16 protein-coding genes are annotated in these 14,388 nt (G+C 61.5%); 7 read left to right on the top strand and 9 right to left on the bottom strand.

The features are described 5' to 3' along the window. Positions 1 to 57: 57 nt before the first annotated feature. The 6 genes from RQH62_RS14085 to RQH62_RS14060 all read left to right on the top strand — a co-directional run bounded on the left by RQH62_RS14085 (position 58) and on the right by RQH62_RS14060 (position 4,696). Entirely contained in the window at positions 58 to 1,101 is a 1,044-nt protein-coding gene (locus RQH62_RS14085) for a DNA/RNA non-specific endonuclease (protein ID WP_311269366.1), read from the top strand. Next, on the top strand, positions 1,037 to 1,519 hold the full coding sequence (locus RQH62_RS14080) for a hypothetical protein (RefSeq protein ID WP_311269365.1): 483 nt from the start codon (positions 1,037 to 1,039) through the stop codon (positions 1,517 to 1,519). Before RQH62_RS14085 ends, RQH62_RS14080 begins: the two co-directional genes overlap by 65 nt. Before the next feature lie 40 nt (positions 1,520 to 1,559). Further along, a complete protein-coding gene (gene uvrB, locus RQH62_RS14075; protein WP_311269364.1) occupies positions 1,560 to 3,743 on the top strand; it encodes an excinuclease ABC subunit UvrB in 2,184 nt (727 codons plus the stop codon). A gap of 121 nt (positions 3,744 to 3,864) precedes the next feature. Continuing rightward, positions 3,865 to 4,116: a type II toxin-antitoxin system HicA family toxin gene (locus tag RQH62_RS14070; protein ID WP_311269363.1), complete on the top strand. Its 252-nt coding sequence runs from the start codon at positions 3,865 to 3,867 to the stop codon at positions 4,114 to 4,116. After that, positions 4,113 to 4,334, top strand: a complete 222-nt coding sequence (locus RQH62_RS14065) for a type II toxin-antitoxin system HicB family antitoxin (RefSeq protein ID WP_311269362.1) — start codon at positions 4,113 to 4,115, stop codon at positions 4,332 to 4,334. The genes RQH62_RS14070 and RQH62_RS14065 overlap by 4 nt, the downstream gene beginning before the upstream one ends. 41 nt (positions 4,335 to 4,375) lie before the next feature. Beyond that, complete coding sequence (locus RQH62_RS14060) at positions 4,376 to 4,696, top strand: HigA family addiction module antitoxin (RefSeq protein ID WP_311269361.1); 321 nt, start codon at positions 4,376 to 4,378, stop codon at positions 4,694 to 4,696. 13 nt (positions 4,697 to 4,709) lie between these two features. Here the strand turns inward: RQH62_RS14060 and RQH62_RS14055 are convergent, their stop codons facing one another. From RQH62_RS14055 to ruvA, 5 genes are all read right to left on the bottom strand, one after another. Continuing rightward, positions 4,710 to 5,477, bottom strand: coding sequence for a DUF1080 domain-containing protein (locus RQH62_RS14055; RefSeq protein WP_311269360.1), 768 nt, complete (start codon positions 5,475 to 5,477; stop codon positions 4,710 to 4,712). Positions 5,478 to 5,555: 78 nt separating this feature from the next. Beyond that, positions 5,556 to 7,298 (bottom strand): AMP-dependent synthetase/ligase, encoded by a 1,743-nt coding sequence (locus RQH62_RS14050; protein ID WP_311269474.1) that lies wholly within the window; start codon positions 7,296 to 7,298, stop codon positions 5,556 to 5,558. A gap of 247 nt (positions 7,299 to 7,545) precedes the next feature. Then, positions 7,546 to 8,565, bottom strand: coding sequence for a Holliday junction branch migration DNA helicase RuvB (gene ruvB / locus RQH62_RS14045; protein WP_311269359.1), 1,020 nt, complete (start codon positions 8,563 to 8,565; stop codon positions 7,546 to 7,548). A 37-nt stretch (positions 8,566 to 8,602) separates the two neighbouring features. Next, positions 8,603 to 8,929 carry a GIY-YIG nuclease family protein gene (locus tag RQH62_RS14040; protein ID WP_311269358.1) on the bottom strand — a complete coding sequence of 109 codons (327 nt, stop codon included), beginning with the start codon at positions 8,927 to 8,929 and terminating at the stop codon, positions 8,603 to 8,605. A 72-nt stretch (positions 8,930 to 9,001) separates the two neighbouring features. After that, a complete protein-coding gene (gene ruvA, locus RQH62_RS14035) occupies positions 9,002 to 9,610 on the bottom strand; it encodes a Holliday junction branch migration protein RuvA (RefSeq protein WP_311269357.1) in 609 nt (202 codons plus the stop codon). 129 nt (positions 9,611 to 9,739) lie between these two features. On the opposite strand from ruvA, the gene RQH62_RS14030 reads away from it, so the two are divergent. After that, positions 9,740 to 10,315, top strand: a complete 576-nt coding sequence (locus RQH62_RS14030; protein WP_311269356.1) for a peptidase S14 — start codon at positions 9,740 to 9,742, stop codon at positions 10,313 to 10,315. Positions 10,316 to 10,375: 60 nt separating this feature from the next. On the opposite strand, the gene RQH62_RS14025 is transcribed toward RQH62_RS14030, so the two are convergent. The 4 genes from RQH62_RS14025 to RQH62_RS14010 all read right to left on the bottom strand — a co-directional run bounded on the left by RQH62_RS14025 (position 10,376) and on the right by RQH62_RS14010 (position 14,328). Then, on the bottom strand, positions 10,376 to 11,293 hold the full coding sequence (locus RQH62_RS14025) for a DMT family transporter (RefSeq protein ID WP_311269355.1): 918 nt from the start codon (positions 11,291 to 11,293) through the stop codon (positions 10,376 to 10,378). A gap of 30 nt (positions 11,294 to 11,323) precedes the next feature. Continuing rightward, positions 11,324 to 12,394, bottom strand: a complete 1,071-nt coding sequence (locus tag RQH62_RS14020) for a DUF3667 domain-containing protein (protein ID WP_311269354.1) — start codon at positions 12,392 to 12,394, stop codon at positions 11,324 to 11,326. Between the two features lie 54 nt (positions 12,395 to 12,448). Then, on the bottom strand, positions 12,449 to 12,685 hold the full coding sequence (locus tag RQH62_RS14015; protein ID WP_311269353.1) for a hypothetical protein: 237 nt from the start codon (positions 12,683 to 12,685) through the stop codon (positions 12,449 to 12,451). Between the two features lie 122 nt (positions 12,686 to 12,807). After that, the gene (locus tag RQH62_RS14010) at positions 12,808 to 14,328 is read right to left on the bottom strand and encodes a fumarate hydratase (protein WP_311269352.1); all 1,521 of its coding nucleotides are present in this window, start codon (positions 14,326 to 14,328) and stop codon (positions 12,808 to 12,810) included. Positions 14,329 to 14,388 lie beyond the last annotated feature (60 nt).

Here is a 14,388-nt window from a genome sequence, read left to right as displayed (position 1 = left end):
CTGAAACAAACATATCAACGCTGCCGAACGGTTCAATGACGCGGCACAAAATGAAACATGTTCTTTATTTGTTCTATTTCTCCTGCTAGGTGCCAGGGTCGAACTTTGGGGGGAGTTTGTATGCAGCGGACGATGTCGAGCGAAAGGGTCGCCTTCAGCCTCTATCTGCGGACCGGCCATCGTATTGCGCCGGCAGCGGTCGAAGTGAAGTTCAATCCTTGGCATGACGAGGAGAATGGGCGATTCACCTTTACAGGGCAGGGGCGCTATTTTGGCGCTGGCGGCCGCTCGGCTGGCCCGGCGACGGCTGACTCTGGAAAGGCGCGAGACGATGATGCCGTACCGGATCGCAGTCGCAATCGGGCGGATCATCCGGATAATCATGCGATCCATATCGTACAGTCGGGCGATTCGCTTTCTCGTATCGCTGCACAACGACAGGGTCTGACGGCGCGCGATCTGGCCTGGCTCAACCAGCATGCCATCGATCAGCCCTTGCGAGTGGGGCAAAGGATCAAGCTGCCGCATCAGGCCTATCTGGATGCCAGCCAGGCGGCCAAAAATAATTTCCTTGGCCTGGCCCATTATATGGAGCGCCATGGCGGCAAGCTGCCGCCAGACCCTGGCAAAGCGCCATCGCTGGAAAGCCAGATTCTCGATGCAAACTGGAAGCGGGAGACGAAGAATGGCTATGACTTCCATATCGATGTCGTTGCGCGCAACCGAAAGACATTTGGCCAATTGTCTTTGGCGCAAAAGCTGGTGCGTTCACGCCGCAATCAGGCGGCGGCAGGCAAGCCTGACCGGCTGGCCAGCGATGACGGTGGTCATTACATCGCTGCTCGCTTCAACGGCCCCCGCGACAGCTTCAACCATTTCGCCCAGGATGCGAGTTTTAACCGCGGCGCCTATCGTGTCATGGAAGATCAATGGGCCAAGGAATTGCACGCCGGGCATAAGGTATTCGTGGTCATCGAGTCACTTTACCACGGAACGTCGAAACGTCCTTATCAACTCAATGTTTATTGGGAGGTTGATGGCCAAAGAGCCAGCCAGAAATTCCCAAACGAAGCGAAAGGCAAAGTCGGTGGCAAAAGATAAGTTCGATATTTTGAGCCATCTCTTCAATCAGATTGGCGTAGAACTGGTTGATATCGTCGGGGGAGAACCTGATGGCATATTGCTTTACGTCGAAATCGGAGAGGGTTGGATCAGTCCAAATATATTCAAGGATGAAGGCGCCCAGATTCGTTATTTCGACGAAGACGACGAAATGCTGTCCGACCTGATTTGGGAAGCCTGGTATGCCGAGCCCGATGAAGGCGGCATCAAGCGCTGGTCGATCATGGAATATGAAATCAAGGATGGGAAAGTCGATATCAGCTTTCGTTTTCCTGACGAAGTGAATGTCGAAACAATCAGCATGGAACGCCGCCAAGCCGCCCTGCGCGCGCGGTTCGGCGACAAGCCGGTCGTCTATCCGCCCATGCCCAAAGGCGCGTTCGAACTGAAGCCCTGATCCCGATTGCACCGCAGCCCCAAGCCCCCATATTGCACCCATGTCGATTCAGATCCGCACCACGCTCGATGAACCGGAAACCGGCGAGGGTTTCGTCCCCCATCGCCCCGCGCGCCCTGAAAAGAGCGAGGGGGGGCGGCCCTTCACGTTGGTCAGCGACTATGAACCCTCAGGTGACCAGCGCACCGCGATCCCCGAACTGGTGGAGCAGGCGCTGGCGGGCGAGAAGGATCAGGTGCTGCTGGGCGTCACCGGTTCCGGCAAGACCTTCACCATGGCCAAGGTGATCGAGGCGTTGCAACGGCCTGCGCTGATCCTGGCGCCCAACAAAATCCTCGCGGCGCAGTTATATGGGGAATTCAAGAGCTTCTTCCCCGACAATGCGGTCGAATATTTCGTCAGCTACTACGACTATTACCAGCCCGAAGCCTATGTCGCGCGGTCGGATACCTATATCGAGAAGGAGTCCAGCGTAAACGAGAGCATCGACCGGATGCGCCATTCGGCCACCCGCGCGCTGCTGGAACGGGACGACGTCATCATCGTGGCGTCCGTCTCCTGCCTCTATGGCATCGGGTCGGTCGAAACCTATTCGGCCATGACCTTCTCCATGAAGAAGGGCGGGATCGAGGATCAGCGCGAGATTATCCGCAAGCTGGTCGCGCTCCAGTACAAGCGCAACGATGCGGGCTTTGCGCGCGGCAATTTCCGAGTGAAGGGCGACAATCTCGAAATCTTCCCGTCGCACTATGAGGATACGGCCTGGCGCATCAGCTTCTTCGGCAACGAGATAGAGGATATCGTCGAGTTCGACCCGCTGACTGGCAAGAAGGTCGCGAGCCTCGACTATGTGAAGGTCTTTCCCAACAGCCATCACGTCACGCCCGGCCCGACGCTGAAGCAGGCGATGGAAGCGATCCGCTTTGAGATGACCGAGCGTCTCAAGGAGCTGGTCGAGGAAGGCAAATTGCTGGAGGCGCAGCGGCTGGAACAGCGCACCAATTTCGATCTGGAGATGATCGCGGCCACCGGCAGCTGCGCGGGGATCGAGAATTATAGCCGCTTCCTGACCGGCCGCCTGCCGGGCGAGCCGCCGCCGACCCTGTTCGAATATCTGCCCGAAAACGCCATGCTGTTCGTGGACGAAAGCCACCAGACCGTGCCGCAGATCGGCGCGATGGCGCGTGGCGATCATCGACGCAAGATCACGCTGGCGGAATATGGATTCCGCCTGCCCAGTTGCATCGACAATCGCCCGCTGCGCTTCAACGAATGGGATGCGATGCGGCCGCAGACGGTCAGCGTGTCCGCCACGCCCGGGCCCTGGGAAATGGAGCAGACCGGCGGCGTGTTCAGCGAACAGGTGATCCGCCCAACCGGGCTGATCGACCCGCCGGTGGAGATCAAGCCGGTCGAGGATCAGGTGGACGATCTGATCAACGAATGCCGCAAGGTCGCGGCGCAGGGCTATCGCACGCTCGTCACCACGCTGACCAAGCGCATGGCGGAGGATCTGACTGAGTTCATGCACGAGGCAGGGATCAAGGTCCGCTACATGCACTCAGATGTGGAGACGCTGGAGCGTATCGAACTCATCCGTGACCTGCGGCTGGGCGTCTACGATGTGCTGATAGGCATCAACCTGCTGCGCGAGGGGCTGGATATTCCCGAATGTGGGCTGGTGGCGATCCTCGACGCGGACAAGGAAGGATTCCTGCGCTCCGAAACCTCACTGATCCAGACGATCGGCCGCGCGGCGCGCAACGTCGAGGGACGCGTGATCCTCTATGCCGACCGGATTACCGGCAGCATGGAGCGCGCGCTCAACGAAACATCGCGGCGGCGCGAGAAGCAGGAAGCCTATAATCTGGAGCACGGCATCACGCCGACCACGATCAAGCGCAATATCGGCGACATCATCGCCCATGTGTCGAGCAAGGATCAGGTTACGGTGGAGACCGGGCTGGAGGATCGCCCGCACCTCGTCGGCCACAATCTGCGCGCCTATATCGAGGATCTGGAAAAGAAGATGCGCGCGGCGGCAGCGGATCTGGAGTTCGAGGAAGCCGGGCGGATCAGAGATGAGATCAGGAAGCTGGAGGCGGAGGAATTGGGCTTGCCGGCGGCTGAGCAGGTGGCAGCGCCGCGCGGGCGGGCAACCGAGGGGAAGCCGGGAACGCGGAAATTGCGCTATGGGAAGGTGCAGAAGAAGTTTGGGCGGTAAATTATTTTGCTACACAAGTCACTGATTATAGATCATTTCAACTATATGTTGATTTTCTTCTTGTGGACATGGCAATTTTTATTAGTATTAAAAGGCTTGCCTTGAATAATGAGACAAGCCCATGGTCAAACCCGCCAAACTTTTTCAGCGCCTGCTACAAGGTAGCCGAAACCTCAGCTTTCGCGATTTCCAGCGCCTTCTCGAAGCTTTCGGATTTCGTCTGACGCGGGTGAGCGGCAGCCATCATGTCTATGGCCGCACCGGCCTTGACCGTCCGCTCATCATCCAGCCCAACGGCAAGGACGCCAAGAGCTATCAGGTCGAGCAATTTCTTGATATGGTCGAAGCCTACGGCCTCAGCATGGATGAATGATGGACCATCATTACCATATCAATATCTTCTGGTCGAAAGAGGACAGGCTCTGGATTGCCGACGTCCCCGACTTGAAGCCCTGTTCGGCGCATGGTGGTACCCCGGCCGAGGCCATTGCCGAAGTGCAGATCGCCATTGGCCTGTGGCTCGATTTTGCCCGCGAGCGCGGTCACCCCATTCCAGAAGCCCGCTATCGCCCGGCCATCTACGCGGCGTGAACGTAATCCGTTATGCTTCGTCTGGAAGGACGATGATACCCATGACGTCGAAATCACAGATTATCACTGATCCCGACTGGCTGCATAACGCCCATGCCGGCGAGATGCTGCTGTCGGAATTCATGGAACCGCTCGATCTGACCGTCGAGCAGATGGCCGAACTGATCGCCGTATCGCCTGATCGCATTGCGTTGGTGATTGATGGCAAACGCCCGATGGACGGCGAACTCGACCTGCGGCTTGGCCGTTATTTCGGCATGTCGGAAGGCTTTTTTCTGCGGTTGCAGGATCAGTATGAACTGCTGGAAGCCAAGCGCGCGCTGAACGGCGAACTGGATCGCATCGTTCCGCGCGCAGCCTGACCCGCGACTTCCCTCAATCCAGCCGCTGCAACTCGATATTGCGAAATTCGATCGGATGGCCTTCGCTTTGCAGGGCGATATAGCCGCGCTTCAATTGCAGCGCGCCTCCGGCTGCCGTGATCAACGGTTTGGCGTCCGCATCTTCCGGGTCGAGTTCGATGCCGGAATAGCGCAGCACTGCCTTGCCATCGATATAATGGGTCACCTCGCCCGATGGCAGCACCTCCAGCTCAGCTCTGGTCCAGCGGCCGGCCGGCAATGGCAACCCGCTGGACAATATGCAGTGGCGCGGATCGCGCTTGCCCTCAAACATAACCGTGGTGCCCGGCGTGCACACATTGCCGCTCGGCTCCTCCGTCGGACGCGGCGTAGCCAGCAGCTGCATTTCCAGACTGACGGGGAAATCCTGATCGCGGCGCATCGTCTCGGGCGGCTGTGCATGGAACATCAAACCACTATTGGTCGTCTGCCAAACCTTGATGCCGGGCAGAGGCTCCCCAAACAGGCGATATTCGAACCGGATGCGATAGGCGCCGAGCGGCTCTTTCCAGAAAAGATGACCGAACTCGCCATCAAAACGCTGATAGTTGACATGGGACACGCGGATCGCGCCGTCCTGCACGATGAACATGTGGAGCGGATCTTCGCCCAGCGCCCGGCCAGTGATCTTGGGCGTCCAGCCGTCGAGCGTCTGGCCATCGAAGATGCGCTGCCATCGGGGTTCCGGCGCCGGCGCAGCCCCCATCAGCAGCGCCATGGCGGCGATCGCAAATATCTTCATCCCTCGACCACCTCTCCCCGGCATTTCAACATCAGGATCGTGCGTGATTACGACTGTTCGTCCAGCCGCACCTGACCTTTACGCCTTGTACAGCGCGTCCAGTCGCTCTGCGTAGCGCTTGCGGATCACATGCCGCCGGATCTTCATCGACGGGGTCATTTCCTCATTTTCGATGGCGAAGGGTTCGTCGGCCAGGATGAAGCGACGGACCCGTTCCAGCACGGACAGGTCATCATTCACGCGATCGACCGCCGCGCGCAACGCTGCCTGATAGGCGGGGTTGGCGGCCACGCTATCGAGGGCCACGCCCTGTTCGATCGCCCATTCGCGGGTCCATTCCGCGTCCGGCACCAGCAGCCCGACCAGATAGGGACGGCGGTCGCCATGCACCATTGCCTGACCGATCTCGCTCTGGAGCGTCAGCATGCCCTCGACCTTCTGCGGCGAGACATTGTCGCCCTTGTCGTTGACGATCAGATCCTTCTTGCGATCGGTGATGCGGATGCGCCCCTTGGCGTCGATCTCGCCAATATCGCCCGTATGCAGCCAGCCGTCCTTCAGCGCCTTTTCCGTCTCCGCCGGGTTGCGCCAGTAGCCGTGCATCACCAGTTCGCCGCGCACCAATATCTCGCCATCCTCGGCGATGCGCACCTCAACGCCATCAAGCGGCGGGCCGACCGTGTCCATGGCGATGCCGGCGGCGGGCCGGTTGCAACTGACCACCGGCCCGGCCTCGGTCTGGCCATAGCCTTGCAACAGCGTCAGCCCCATCGCCTGAAAGAACAGCCCGACATCGGGGTTGAGCGGCGCCCCGCCCGATACCAATGCCTTCATCCGCCCGCCAAAGCGCGCGCGAACCTTGGGGATGAGCGTGCGCGAGAGCAGCAGCTTCATCGGCGCATCGAGGATGCTGCCCTTGCCCGCGGCCTCCTTTGCCGCGATGCGGATCGCCTGGCCCAGCAGATAATTGGGGAATTTGCCCTGCTTCTCGATCGATTTGATGATGCGCGTGCGCAGCACTTCGAACAGGCGGGGCACGACGACCATGATGGTCGGCCGGGTTTCCTCGATATTGCTGGCGAGCTTTTCGAGTCCCTCGGCATAATAGATCTGCCCGCCCAGCAGCATCGGCAGGAACTGGCCGCCGCTATGTTCATAGGCATGGGAGAGCGGCAGGAAGGACAGGAATAGCTCGTCATCCCAGCCGAAATCCTCCGCCACGACCTTGCCCGCGCCTTCCACATTGGCGAGGATCGCACCATGATGCTGCATCACGCCGCGCGGCGCGCCGCCGGTGCCGCTGGTGTAGATGATGCAGGCCTGATCGTTGCGGGTCGCGCTCTGCGCCGCCGCGATCGCGTCCACATCGCCTGGATGGGCCGCGAGCAGGTCGCTCCACAAATGGCAGGCACAAGTGCCCTGTGCACCGCGCAGCGGTTCCATGCCGATGACGAACGCGGCCTGCGAACGGACCACAGCGGGCATCAGCGCCTGCGCCAGCTTGGCGGTCGACACGATGACGGCGCGGGCGCCGCTATCGGTCAGGATATGCTGGTGATCGCGCGTGGTGTTGGTGGTGTAGGTCGGCACGCTGATGCAGCCCGCCGCCATGATGGCGAGGTCGGCAATGCAGAATTCGGGCCGGTTCTCGCTGACCAGCATCACCGGGTCGCCGGGCTTCAACCCCTGCGCCTTGAGCGCTGCCGCAAGCGAGGCGACCTGCCGCGCGACCTCCGCCCAGCTGAGCGATTGCCACTGGCCGCCGCTCTTGCGCGACAGGAAGGGCGCGTCGCCCTTCTCCTGCGCGCGCGCGAAGAACATCGTTACCAGATTGGGGAATTTCTCAATGGCCCTCAAGGCTCGACTCCTGCGGTTTCCGGCGCGTCTGCTGCGCGCCTCCTCGTTAGACAAGGCTATAATGACGCCTTGCCGTAACGACCATGCTTTTCCGTTGGTTTCGTGGAAAGCCGTTCCTAATCTGATTAGGTCAGATTAGGAACGGCTTTAAGGTTTTGGGTTCGCCGCGTTTTCCGAGTCAGCAGGTGATGCCACCCGCTTTGAAAATGCTTCAGTCGAACAATCCGTCCTGCCCGCCGGCTGGCGGGTTGAGGCCCAGATGTTTCCAGCCCGGCCCGTTGAGGCAGCGGCCCCGCGCGGTACGGGCGATCAGGCCCAACTGGATCAGATAGGGTTCGACCACTTCTTCGATCGTGTCGCGCGCTTCGGACAGGCCCGCCGCCAGCGTTTCCACGCCGACCGGCCCGCCGCGATAGATATCGGCGATCATCATCAGATAGCGTCGATCCATCAGGTCGAGGCCCAGATGATCGACCTCCAGCCGCATCAGCGCGGCATCGGCGACTTTTCGATCCACGGTCGGCGCACCCGCAACATTGGCGAAGTCGCGCACCCGGCGCAGCAACCGCCCGGCGATGCGCGGCGTGCCCCGCGAACGGCGCGCAATCTCGATCGCGCCGTCGGACGTGATGGCAAGGTCGAGCAGCCGCGCCGCCCGGCGCACGACCAGTTCCAGTTCGTCCACCGTGTAGAATTGCAGCCGTACCGGAATGCCGAAGCGATCGCGCAGCGGCGTCGTCAGCAACCCCTGCCGGGTCGTCGCGCCGACCAAAGTGAAGCGCGGCAGGTCGATCCGCACCGAGCGGGCGGACGGCCCTTCGCCGATCATCAGGTCGAGCGCGCGATCCTCCATCGCAGGATAGAGGACTTCTTCCACCGCCGGGTTCAGCCGATGGATTTCGTCCACGAACAGGACGTCGCCCTCATCCAGATTGGTGAGCAAAGCGGCAAGATCGCCCGATTTGGCAATGACCGGGCCGGACGTGGCGCGAAAGCCCACGCCCATTTCCTTGGCGACGATCTGCGCCAGCGTGGTCTTGCCCAGACCCGGCGGGCCGAAGAACAGCACATGGTCAAGCGCATCGCCCCGCGACTTGGCCGCCTGAATGAAGATACGCAGATTTTCCCGCGCGGCCTGCTGGCCCACAAATTCGTCAAGCGACTTGGGACGCAGCGCCGCGTCGACATCCTCGGGGCGTCGCGCGGGGGTGATGAGGCGGTCGTCGGTCATGGGCGATCCTCCCTACCACCGTCATGCTGAACTTGTTTCAGCATCCATGGCGCGGCGAATCCAATGCAAGCGCGGGCAAACCGAGAGTGACGGAAAGGTCGATCCAATGCGGATTGTCTGCTTCGATAAGATTGATCTTCCACTGACGATGCCATCGCTTCAGTTGCTTCTCGCGCAATATCGCCTGTTCCATAGTATCGCACATTTCGTAGCGGACGAGCCGATGCACGCCATATCGACTGGCAAAACCCGGCAGCGCATCGGTGCGATGTTGCAGCAAACGACCCAGAAGGTTGGATGTGACGCCAATATAGAGTGTGCCGTAGGGCTGGCTTGCAAGAATGTAGACGCACGGTTCCTTCATGCCGACCTCCGTCCGATGATGACGGCAGAATGGATGCTGAAACAAGTTCAGCATGACGAGCGTACAAACCCTTCACTTCGCCGCCTTCCGCAACGCCAGCCTGACCAGCGCGTCCAGACTTGCGCCTTCGCCCAGATCCTCTTCAGCGGCGGCCACGGCAACGCTCGCTTCATGCGGCTTGAAGCCCAGATTCTGGAGCGCGGACAGCGCGTCGGCGCTGAAACCGCCGGTCGGCAACGCCACGCCGCCGCTCACCCCGACCGGTCCGCCACCGGGCGCGGCGCCGATCTTGTCCTTCAGTTCGTTGACGATACGCTGCGCCAGCTTGGGACCGACGCCGTTCGCGCGCGAAATCATCGCCTTGTCACCGGCCGCGACGGCGCGATGCAGGTCGTGGGGCTCCAGCGCGGACAGGATCGCCAGCGCCACGCGCGACCCCACGCCCTGCACATGGGTGAGCAGCCGATACCAGTCGCGCTCGTCCGCACGGGCGAAACCGACCAGGCGGATCGCATCATCCGAAACCAGCATTTCGGTGTGGATCGTCACCGCCTCGCCCACCGGCCCCAGTGCTGCGAGCGTGCGGGACGATGCGCCGACCAGATAGCAGACGCCACCCACATCGATGATGGCATGGTCGATGCCGCTACTGTCCAGCAGCCCCTTGAGTTTCGCGATCATAGCTTCCGCCCTTTGGTCATGATCTGTTCTTTACAGCCTGTTACGACACGCGCCAGCACAAAGCGCGGCACCTTTTTGCGACTGGCGCGTAGTGCAGGCCGACTTGCCGCAAAAAAAAGAGGATCGCCGATGCTGATGACTGCCCCCCTGTTGTCGCCGAAGGATTTCGAATTTCCCTCGATCATGCTGTCGGGCGTGGTCGACCATGGCATGTATCTGCATTTCAAGAACTGCCTGTCCACCGCGCCGCAGACCGGCCTTGTCGTGGTAGAACTCTCCACCCTGGGCGGCGACCCGGAGATCGCCCGGCTGATGGGCGAGGATATCCGCTTCCATTCCGACCTCTATCCCGATCGGCGACTGGTGTTCATGGGGCGCACGGCGGTTTATTCGGCCGGCGCCACCTTCATGAGCTTCTTTGCGACCGAGAATCGGTACCTCACGCGGGGTACCCGGCTGATGATCCATGAGCGGATCATCACCAAGACTATCCAACTGGCCGGGCCGCTCTCCACCTGCATCGCAACGCTGAAGGCGACGCTGAACGAGATCGAATCGTCCATCACGATCCAGAATGAGGGGTTCGCCAACCTGATCCTGGGATCGCAGGTGACGATGGAGGAACTGCTCCAGAAGGCACCGGAAAACTGGTATCTGGAAGCGAACGAGGCGCAGGCTCTGGGGCTGATCGCCGGGGTGCTTTAGAGTATTTTTAAGTCATCTGGCGCGAATGACGGCTCGCAAAATGCGGAAAACAAAAAACTCTTACAGCGACCCCATAAGCGCCAGTGCCACGCCGCTGACCACCAGCATCAGCCCGGCCACTTCGCTGCCGCGCATCCGTTCCTTCAGGTAGAAATGGCCGAACGCCATGGTGAAGGCGACCTCGATCTGCCCGACGATTCGCACCAGCGCGACCGGTGCGGTGGCGAATCCGGTGAACCAGCAGGCGCTGCCCAGAGCCGACAGCAGGCCGACCTGCCCCGACACGCGCCAACTGGCCAGCACCCGGCGCATCTCGCCCGGCTCGCGCCAGACCAGCCACGGGCCCTGCATCCCCGTCTGGACCAGCACTGTCGCCACCAGCACCAGCAAGGCAGCAAGGATGCGGTCGTCGCCGCCCACGCTCTGGGTCGCGCGGCGGATGCCGATCGCGGTCAACGCAAAGAAGAATCCCGACGCGATACCCGTCAGCGCCGCCGGCTGCGTGAGCGCTCGGAGGAAATCGCCCGGTCCCATTCGCTTGCCGCCAGTCGACAACAGCATCACCCCCATCACGCCGCAACCGATCCCGGCCCAGGCCAGCGGATGGAGCCTTTCGCCTAGCAACAGGAAGGAGAGCAGGGCACCCTGCACCGCTTCGGTCTTGGAATAGGCCGTGCCAACCACGAAATTGCGATGTTTGAACGCCATGATCAGCAAATTGGTGGCGATGATCTGCGCCAGTCCGCCCGCCAGGCAGAAGAGCAGGAAGAGCGGTCCGATCGCGGGCAGGGGCGCTGGCACAAGCAGCCTGTATCCACCCAGCAGCAACAGGGTAAAGGGGATACCATAAAGATAGCGGACGAGGCCCGCGGCATTGATCGACAGGCTATGGCTGACCCGGCGCTGCACCGCGGTGCGCCACGCCTGCACCGCGCCCGCAATCAGCGTCGCGGGTAGCCAGATGGGAGAGGTAATCATGCCGCCCCTATACAGGGCAAGCCGCCCGCGTCATCCCAGCGAGACGATCAGCGTGAGGAAGAGCGAGAGCGACACGCAGGCAAAGCCATAGAGCAAGGGCAGCCGCAGCAGCGCCCCCGCGCGCGAAAGGCTGTAGGCGTCCTTCAACTGGCGGTACATGTGCCAGAGCGCGAACAGGATCAGGCCCAGCGTCATCAGACCGCTCGTCACATGCACGGCGGTCAGGATCATCGACAGCGAGAAGAGCAGTGACATGAACGCGATTGAATAAGTGACGTAGATCGCATGGTCGTACATCTTGAAGCGACGGCTGAACGGGAAGAGCAGCCACAGGAAGGGCAGCGAGATCAGGATCAGCGCCCAGGAGAATTTATAAGCATTGGCCTTGAGCTTATAATAAGCGAATTCGGGATTCTTGGCCGCCGCGCTCACCACGCTGCCCACGCTTTTCGCGACGCCGCCCTGCACGCCTTCGCCCAATAGCGAATTGGTGAGGCCGCTGGCCAGCGACAGGCCGGCGCGATCCGATCGTGCCTCGACCAGATTCTCGTTCAAGGCTTCCTTGCGCGCGTCGGAAAGGCCCGGCTGCGCCAGCTTCGCCTCGATCTTGCGGATATCGGCATCGGCTTTGGCCTGTTCCTTGCGCAGTTCGGCCTGCGCCTCCTTGTTCATCCGGACGCCCTCGACTGCGCCTTCCGGCCCATGATGGCTGGTCAGCGAGAAAATCGCGTACATCAGGAAGGCGCTGAACAGGAACAGCGCGAAGGGCGACACGAATTTCGCCCGTTCGCCATGGATATAGCGGCGCGTCAGCTTGCCCGGCCGCAACGCCAGTTCGGGCAGGGTGGCCCAGATCTTGCCCTCGAAATGCAGCACGCCATGCGCCAGGTCATGGCCGATCGCGGCGAAGCTGCGATGCAGATGCGCCGCCTGCCCGCATTGCGCACAATAAGCGCCGGCCACGGTCGCGCCGCAATTGAGGCAGGCGCCATGGCCAGCCTGATTCGCTCCATGCCCGGCTTCGCCATGCCCCGGCTCGACCGTGCGCGCCAGCATCCCCCCGGTGATCGCATCACCTGCTGCTTCGATGTCCCCTGTCATGGGGCGGGAGGATATCAGCGGTGTATCAGTTGCACCAGACGGCTTGAAAGCCTGTCAGCTCGGCTTGGCGCCTGGGGGCAAGGCATGGGGTAAACCCTGCCGTCCCATCGTCCAGTTCGCCTGCAACCGCACCAGCGGATTGGGTGCGCACCATATCTCGCCGCTGTCGCACAGCCCCGTCACCCAGATCAGATTATGCTCCTGCCCATAGTCGATGACGGCCAGGGCATAGCCTTTGCCCTTACCTTCGACGGTGACGGGCAAAGGCGGGTCGAGCTGGGTGAAGGACATGGGGTTCTCCGGCATGAAGGATGCCGGTGAGAATGCGGGGCAAGGGTCGGGGTTCCGGGTGTTTAACCGAGATCAGTCACTTACTCGATCCTCCCCATCTTGGGATGGGGAGGATAGGAAAGTCACGCGCCTTCGAGCAGCTTCTCTTTCTTGATCTTCTCCTGCCATACCAGCGGGGCGAGGCGGTGGACATTCTGGCCTTCACTGTCGACGGCCACGGTGACGGGCATGTCCTCCACCGTGAATTCGTAAATGGCTTCCATGCCCAGATCCTCAAAGCCCACGACCTTGGCTTCTTTGATAGCGCGCGCGACGAGGTAAGCCGCACCGCCGACCGCCATCAGATAGGCGCTCTTGTGCGTCTTGATGCTCTCGGTCGCGGCCGGACCGCGCTCGGCCTTGCCGACGCAGGCGGCCAGCCCCTGTTCCAGCATCATGTCCATGAAGCTGTCCATGCGGGTCGCGGTGGTGGGACCGGCCGGGCCGACCACCTCGTCACGCACCGGATCGACCGGGCCGACATAGTAAATGACGCGGCCCTTGAAATCGACCGGCAACGCCTCGCCCTTGGCCAGCATATCCTTGATCCGCTTGTGCGCGGCGTCGCGACCGGTCAGCATCTTGCCGTTCAGCAGCAGCCGGTCGCCATGCTTCCAGCTCTGCACCACGTCCGGCGTCAGATTGTCGAGATCGACCTTGATCGCTTCCTTGCTCGGCTTCCAGTCGACCTGCGGCCAGTCGGACAGTTTGGGCGTCTCCAGATAGGCGGGGCCGGAGCCGTCCAGCGTGAAATGCGCGTGGCGCGTGGCGGCGCAATTGGGGATCATCGCCACCGGCTTGCCCGCCGCATGGCAGGGATAGTCGTGAATCTTGATGTCCAGCACGGTGGCCAGGCCGCCCAGACCCTGCGCGCCGATGCCCAGCGCATTGACCTTGTCGAAAATCTCGATCCGCAGTTCCTCGATCTTATTCTGCGGGCCGCGCAGCTTCAGCTCGCCCATGTCGATCGGGTCCATCAGGCTTTCCTTGGCCAGCGCCACCGCCTTTTCCGCCGTGCCGCCGATGCCGATGCCCAGCATGCCCGGCGGGCACCAGCCCGCGCCCATCTGCGGCACCATTTCCAGCACCCAGTCGACGATCGAATCGCTGGGGTTCATCATCTTGAACTTTGTCTTGTTTTCGGAGCCACCGCCCTTGGCTGCGACGTCGATCACGACCTTGTTGCCCGGCACCATTTCCACGTTCAGCACGCAGGGCGTGTTGTCCTTGGTGTTCTGGCGCGAAAAGGCGGGATCTTTCAGAATCGACGCGCGCAGGCGATTTTCGGGGTTGAGATACGCCTTGCGCACGCCGTCATCGATGATGTCCTGCATTGACCGGCTATTGTCGTCCAGCCGGCACTCCATGCCCCACTTCACGAAGACATTGACGATGCCGGTGTCCTGACAGATCGGTCGGTGGCCTTCGGCGCACATGCGGCTGTTGGTCAGGATCTGGGCGATGGCGTCCTTGGCCGCCGGATTGGCTTCGGCTTCATAGGCCGTGCCCAGCGCCCGGATATAATCCATCGGATGATAATAGCTGATATATTGGAGTGCGTCGGCGACGCTCTCGATGAGGTCGGCGGTCTTGATGAGCGTCATCTACCCTGGTCCCTATCTCTGGCGGCCCGCCTCTGCACGGCGGGTCTTCGCTAAGGGGCA

The sequence above is a fragment of the Sphingobium sp. WCS2017Hpa-17 genome (assembly GCF_031843765.1).
Classification (GTDB): domain Bacteria; phylum Pseudomonadota; class Alphaproteobacteria; order Sphingomonadales; family Sphingomonadaceae; genus Sphingobium.
Note: the sequence above shows the minus strand (reverse complement) of the source record. Positions and strands in the feature narration are given on the sequence as shown.

What these genes read in the sequence shown, in the direction of transcription:
- RQH62_RS14085 (WP_311269366.1), top strand. Translation starts at nt 58, where the DNA reads ATGTTCTTTATTTGTTCTATTTCTCCTGCTAGGTGCCAGGGTCGAACT.
- RQH62_RS14080 (WP_311269365.1), top strand. Translation starts at nt 1,037, where the DNA reads ATGGCCAAAGAGCCAGCCAGAAATTCCCAAACGAAGCGAAAGGCAAAG.
- uvrB (WP_311269364.1), top strand. Translation starts at nt 1,560, where the DNA reads ATGTCGATTCAGATCCGCACCACGCTCGATGAACCGGAAACCGGCGAG.
- RQH62_RS14070 (WP_311269363.1), top strand. Translation starts at nt 3,865, where the DNA reads ATGGTCAAACCCGCCAAACTTTTTCAGCGCCTGCTACAAGGTAGCCGA.
- RQH62_RS14065 (WP_311269362.1), top strand. Translation starts at nt 4,113, where the DNA reads ATGATGGACCATCATTACCATATCAATATCTTCTGGTCGAAAGAGGAC.
- RQH62_RS14060 (WP_311269361.1), top strand. Translation starts at nt 4,376, where the DNA reads ATGACGTCGAAATCACAGATTATCACTGATCCCGACTGGCTGCATAAC.
- RQH62_RS14055 (WP_311269360.1), bottom strand. Translation starts at nt 5,477, where the DNA reads ATGAAGATATTTGCGATCGCCGCCATGGCGCTGCTGATGGGGGCTGCG.
- RQH62_RS14050 (WP_311269474.1), bottom strand. Translation starts at nt 7,298, where the DNA reads ATGTTCTTCGCGCGCGCGCAGGAGAAGGGCGACGCGCCCTTCCTGTCG.
- ruvB (WP_311269359.1), bottom strand. Translation starts at nt 8,565, where the DNA reads ATGACCGACGACCGCCTCATCACCCCCGCGCGACGCCCCGAGGATGTC.
- RQH62_RS14040 (WP_311269358.1), bottom strand. Translation starts at nt 8,929, where the DNA reads ATGAAGGAACCGTGCGTCTACATTCTTGCAAGCCAGCCCTACGGCACA.
- ruvA (WP_311269357.1), bottom strand. Translation starts at nt 9,610, where the DNA reads ATGATCGCGAAACTCAAGGGGCTGCTGGACAGTAGCGGCATCGACCAT.
- RQH62_RS14030 (WP_311269356.1), top strand. Translation starts at nt 9,740, where the DNA reads ATGCTGATGACTGCCCCCCTGTTGTCGCCGAAGGATTTCGAATTTCCC.
- RQH62_RS14025 (WP_311269355.1), bottom strand. Translation starts at nt 11,293, where the DNA reads ATGATTACCTCTCCCATCTGGCTACCCGCGACGCTGATTGCGGGCGCG.
- RQH62_RS14020 (WP_311269354.1), bottom strand. Translation starts at nt 12,394, where the DNA reads ATGACAGGGGACATCGAAGCAGCAGGTGATGCGATCACCGGGGGGATG.
- RQH62_RS14015 (WP_311269353.1), bottom strand. Translation starts at nt 12,685, where the DNA reads ATGTCCTTCACCCAGCTCGACCCGCCTTTGCCCGTCACCGTCGAAGGT.
- RQH62_RS14010 (WP_311269352.1), bottom strand. Translation starts at nt 14,328, where the DNA reads ATGACGCTCATCAAGACCGCCGACCTCATCGAGAGCGTCGCCGACGCA.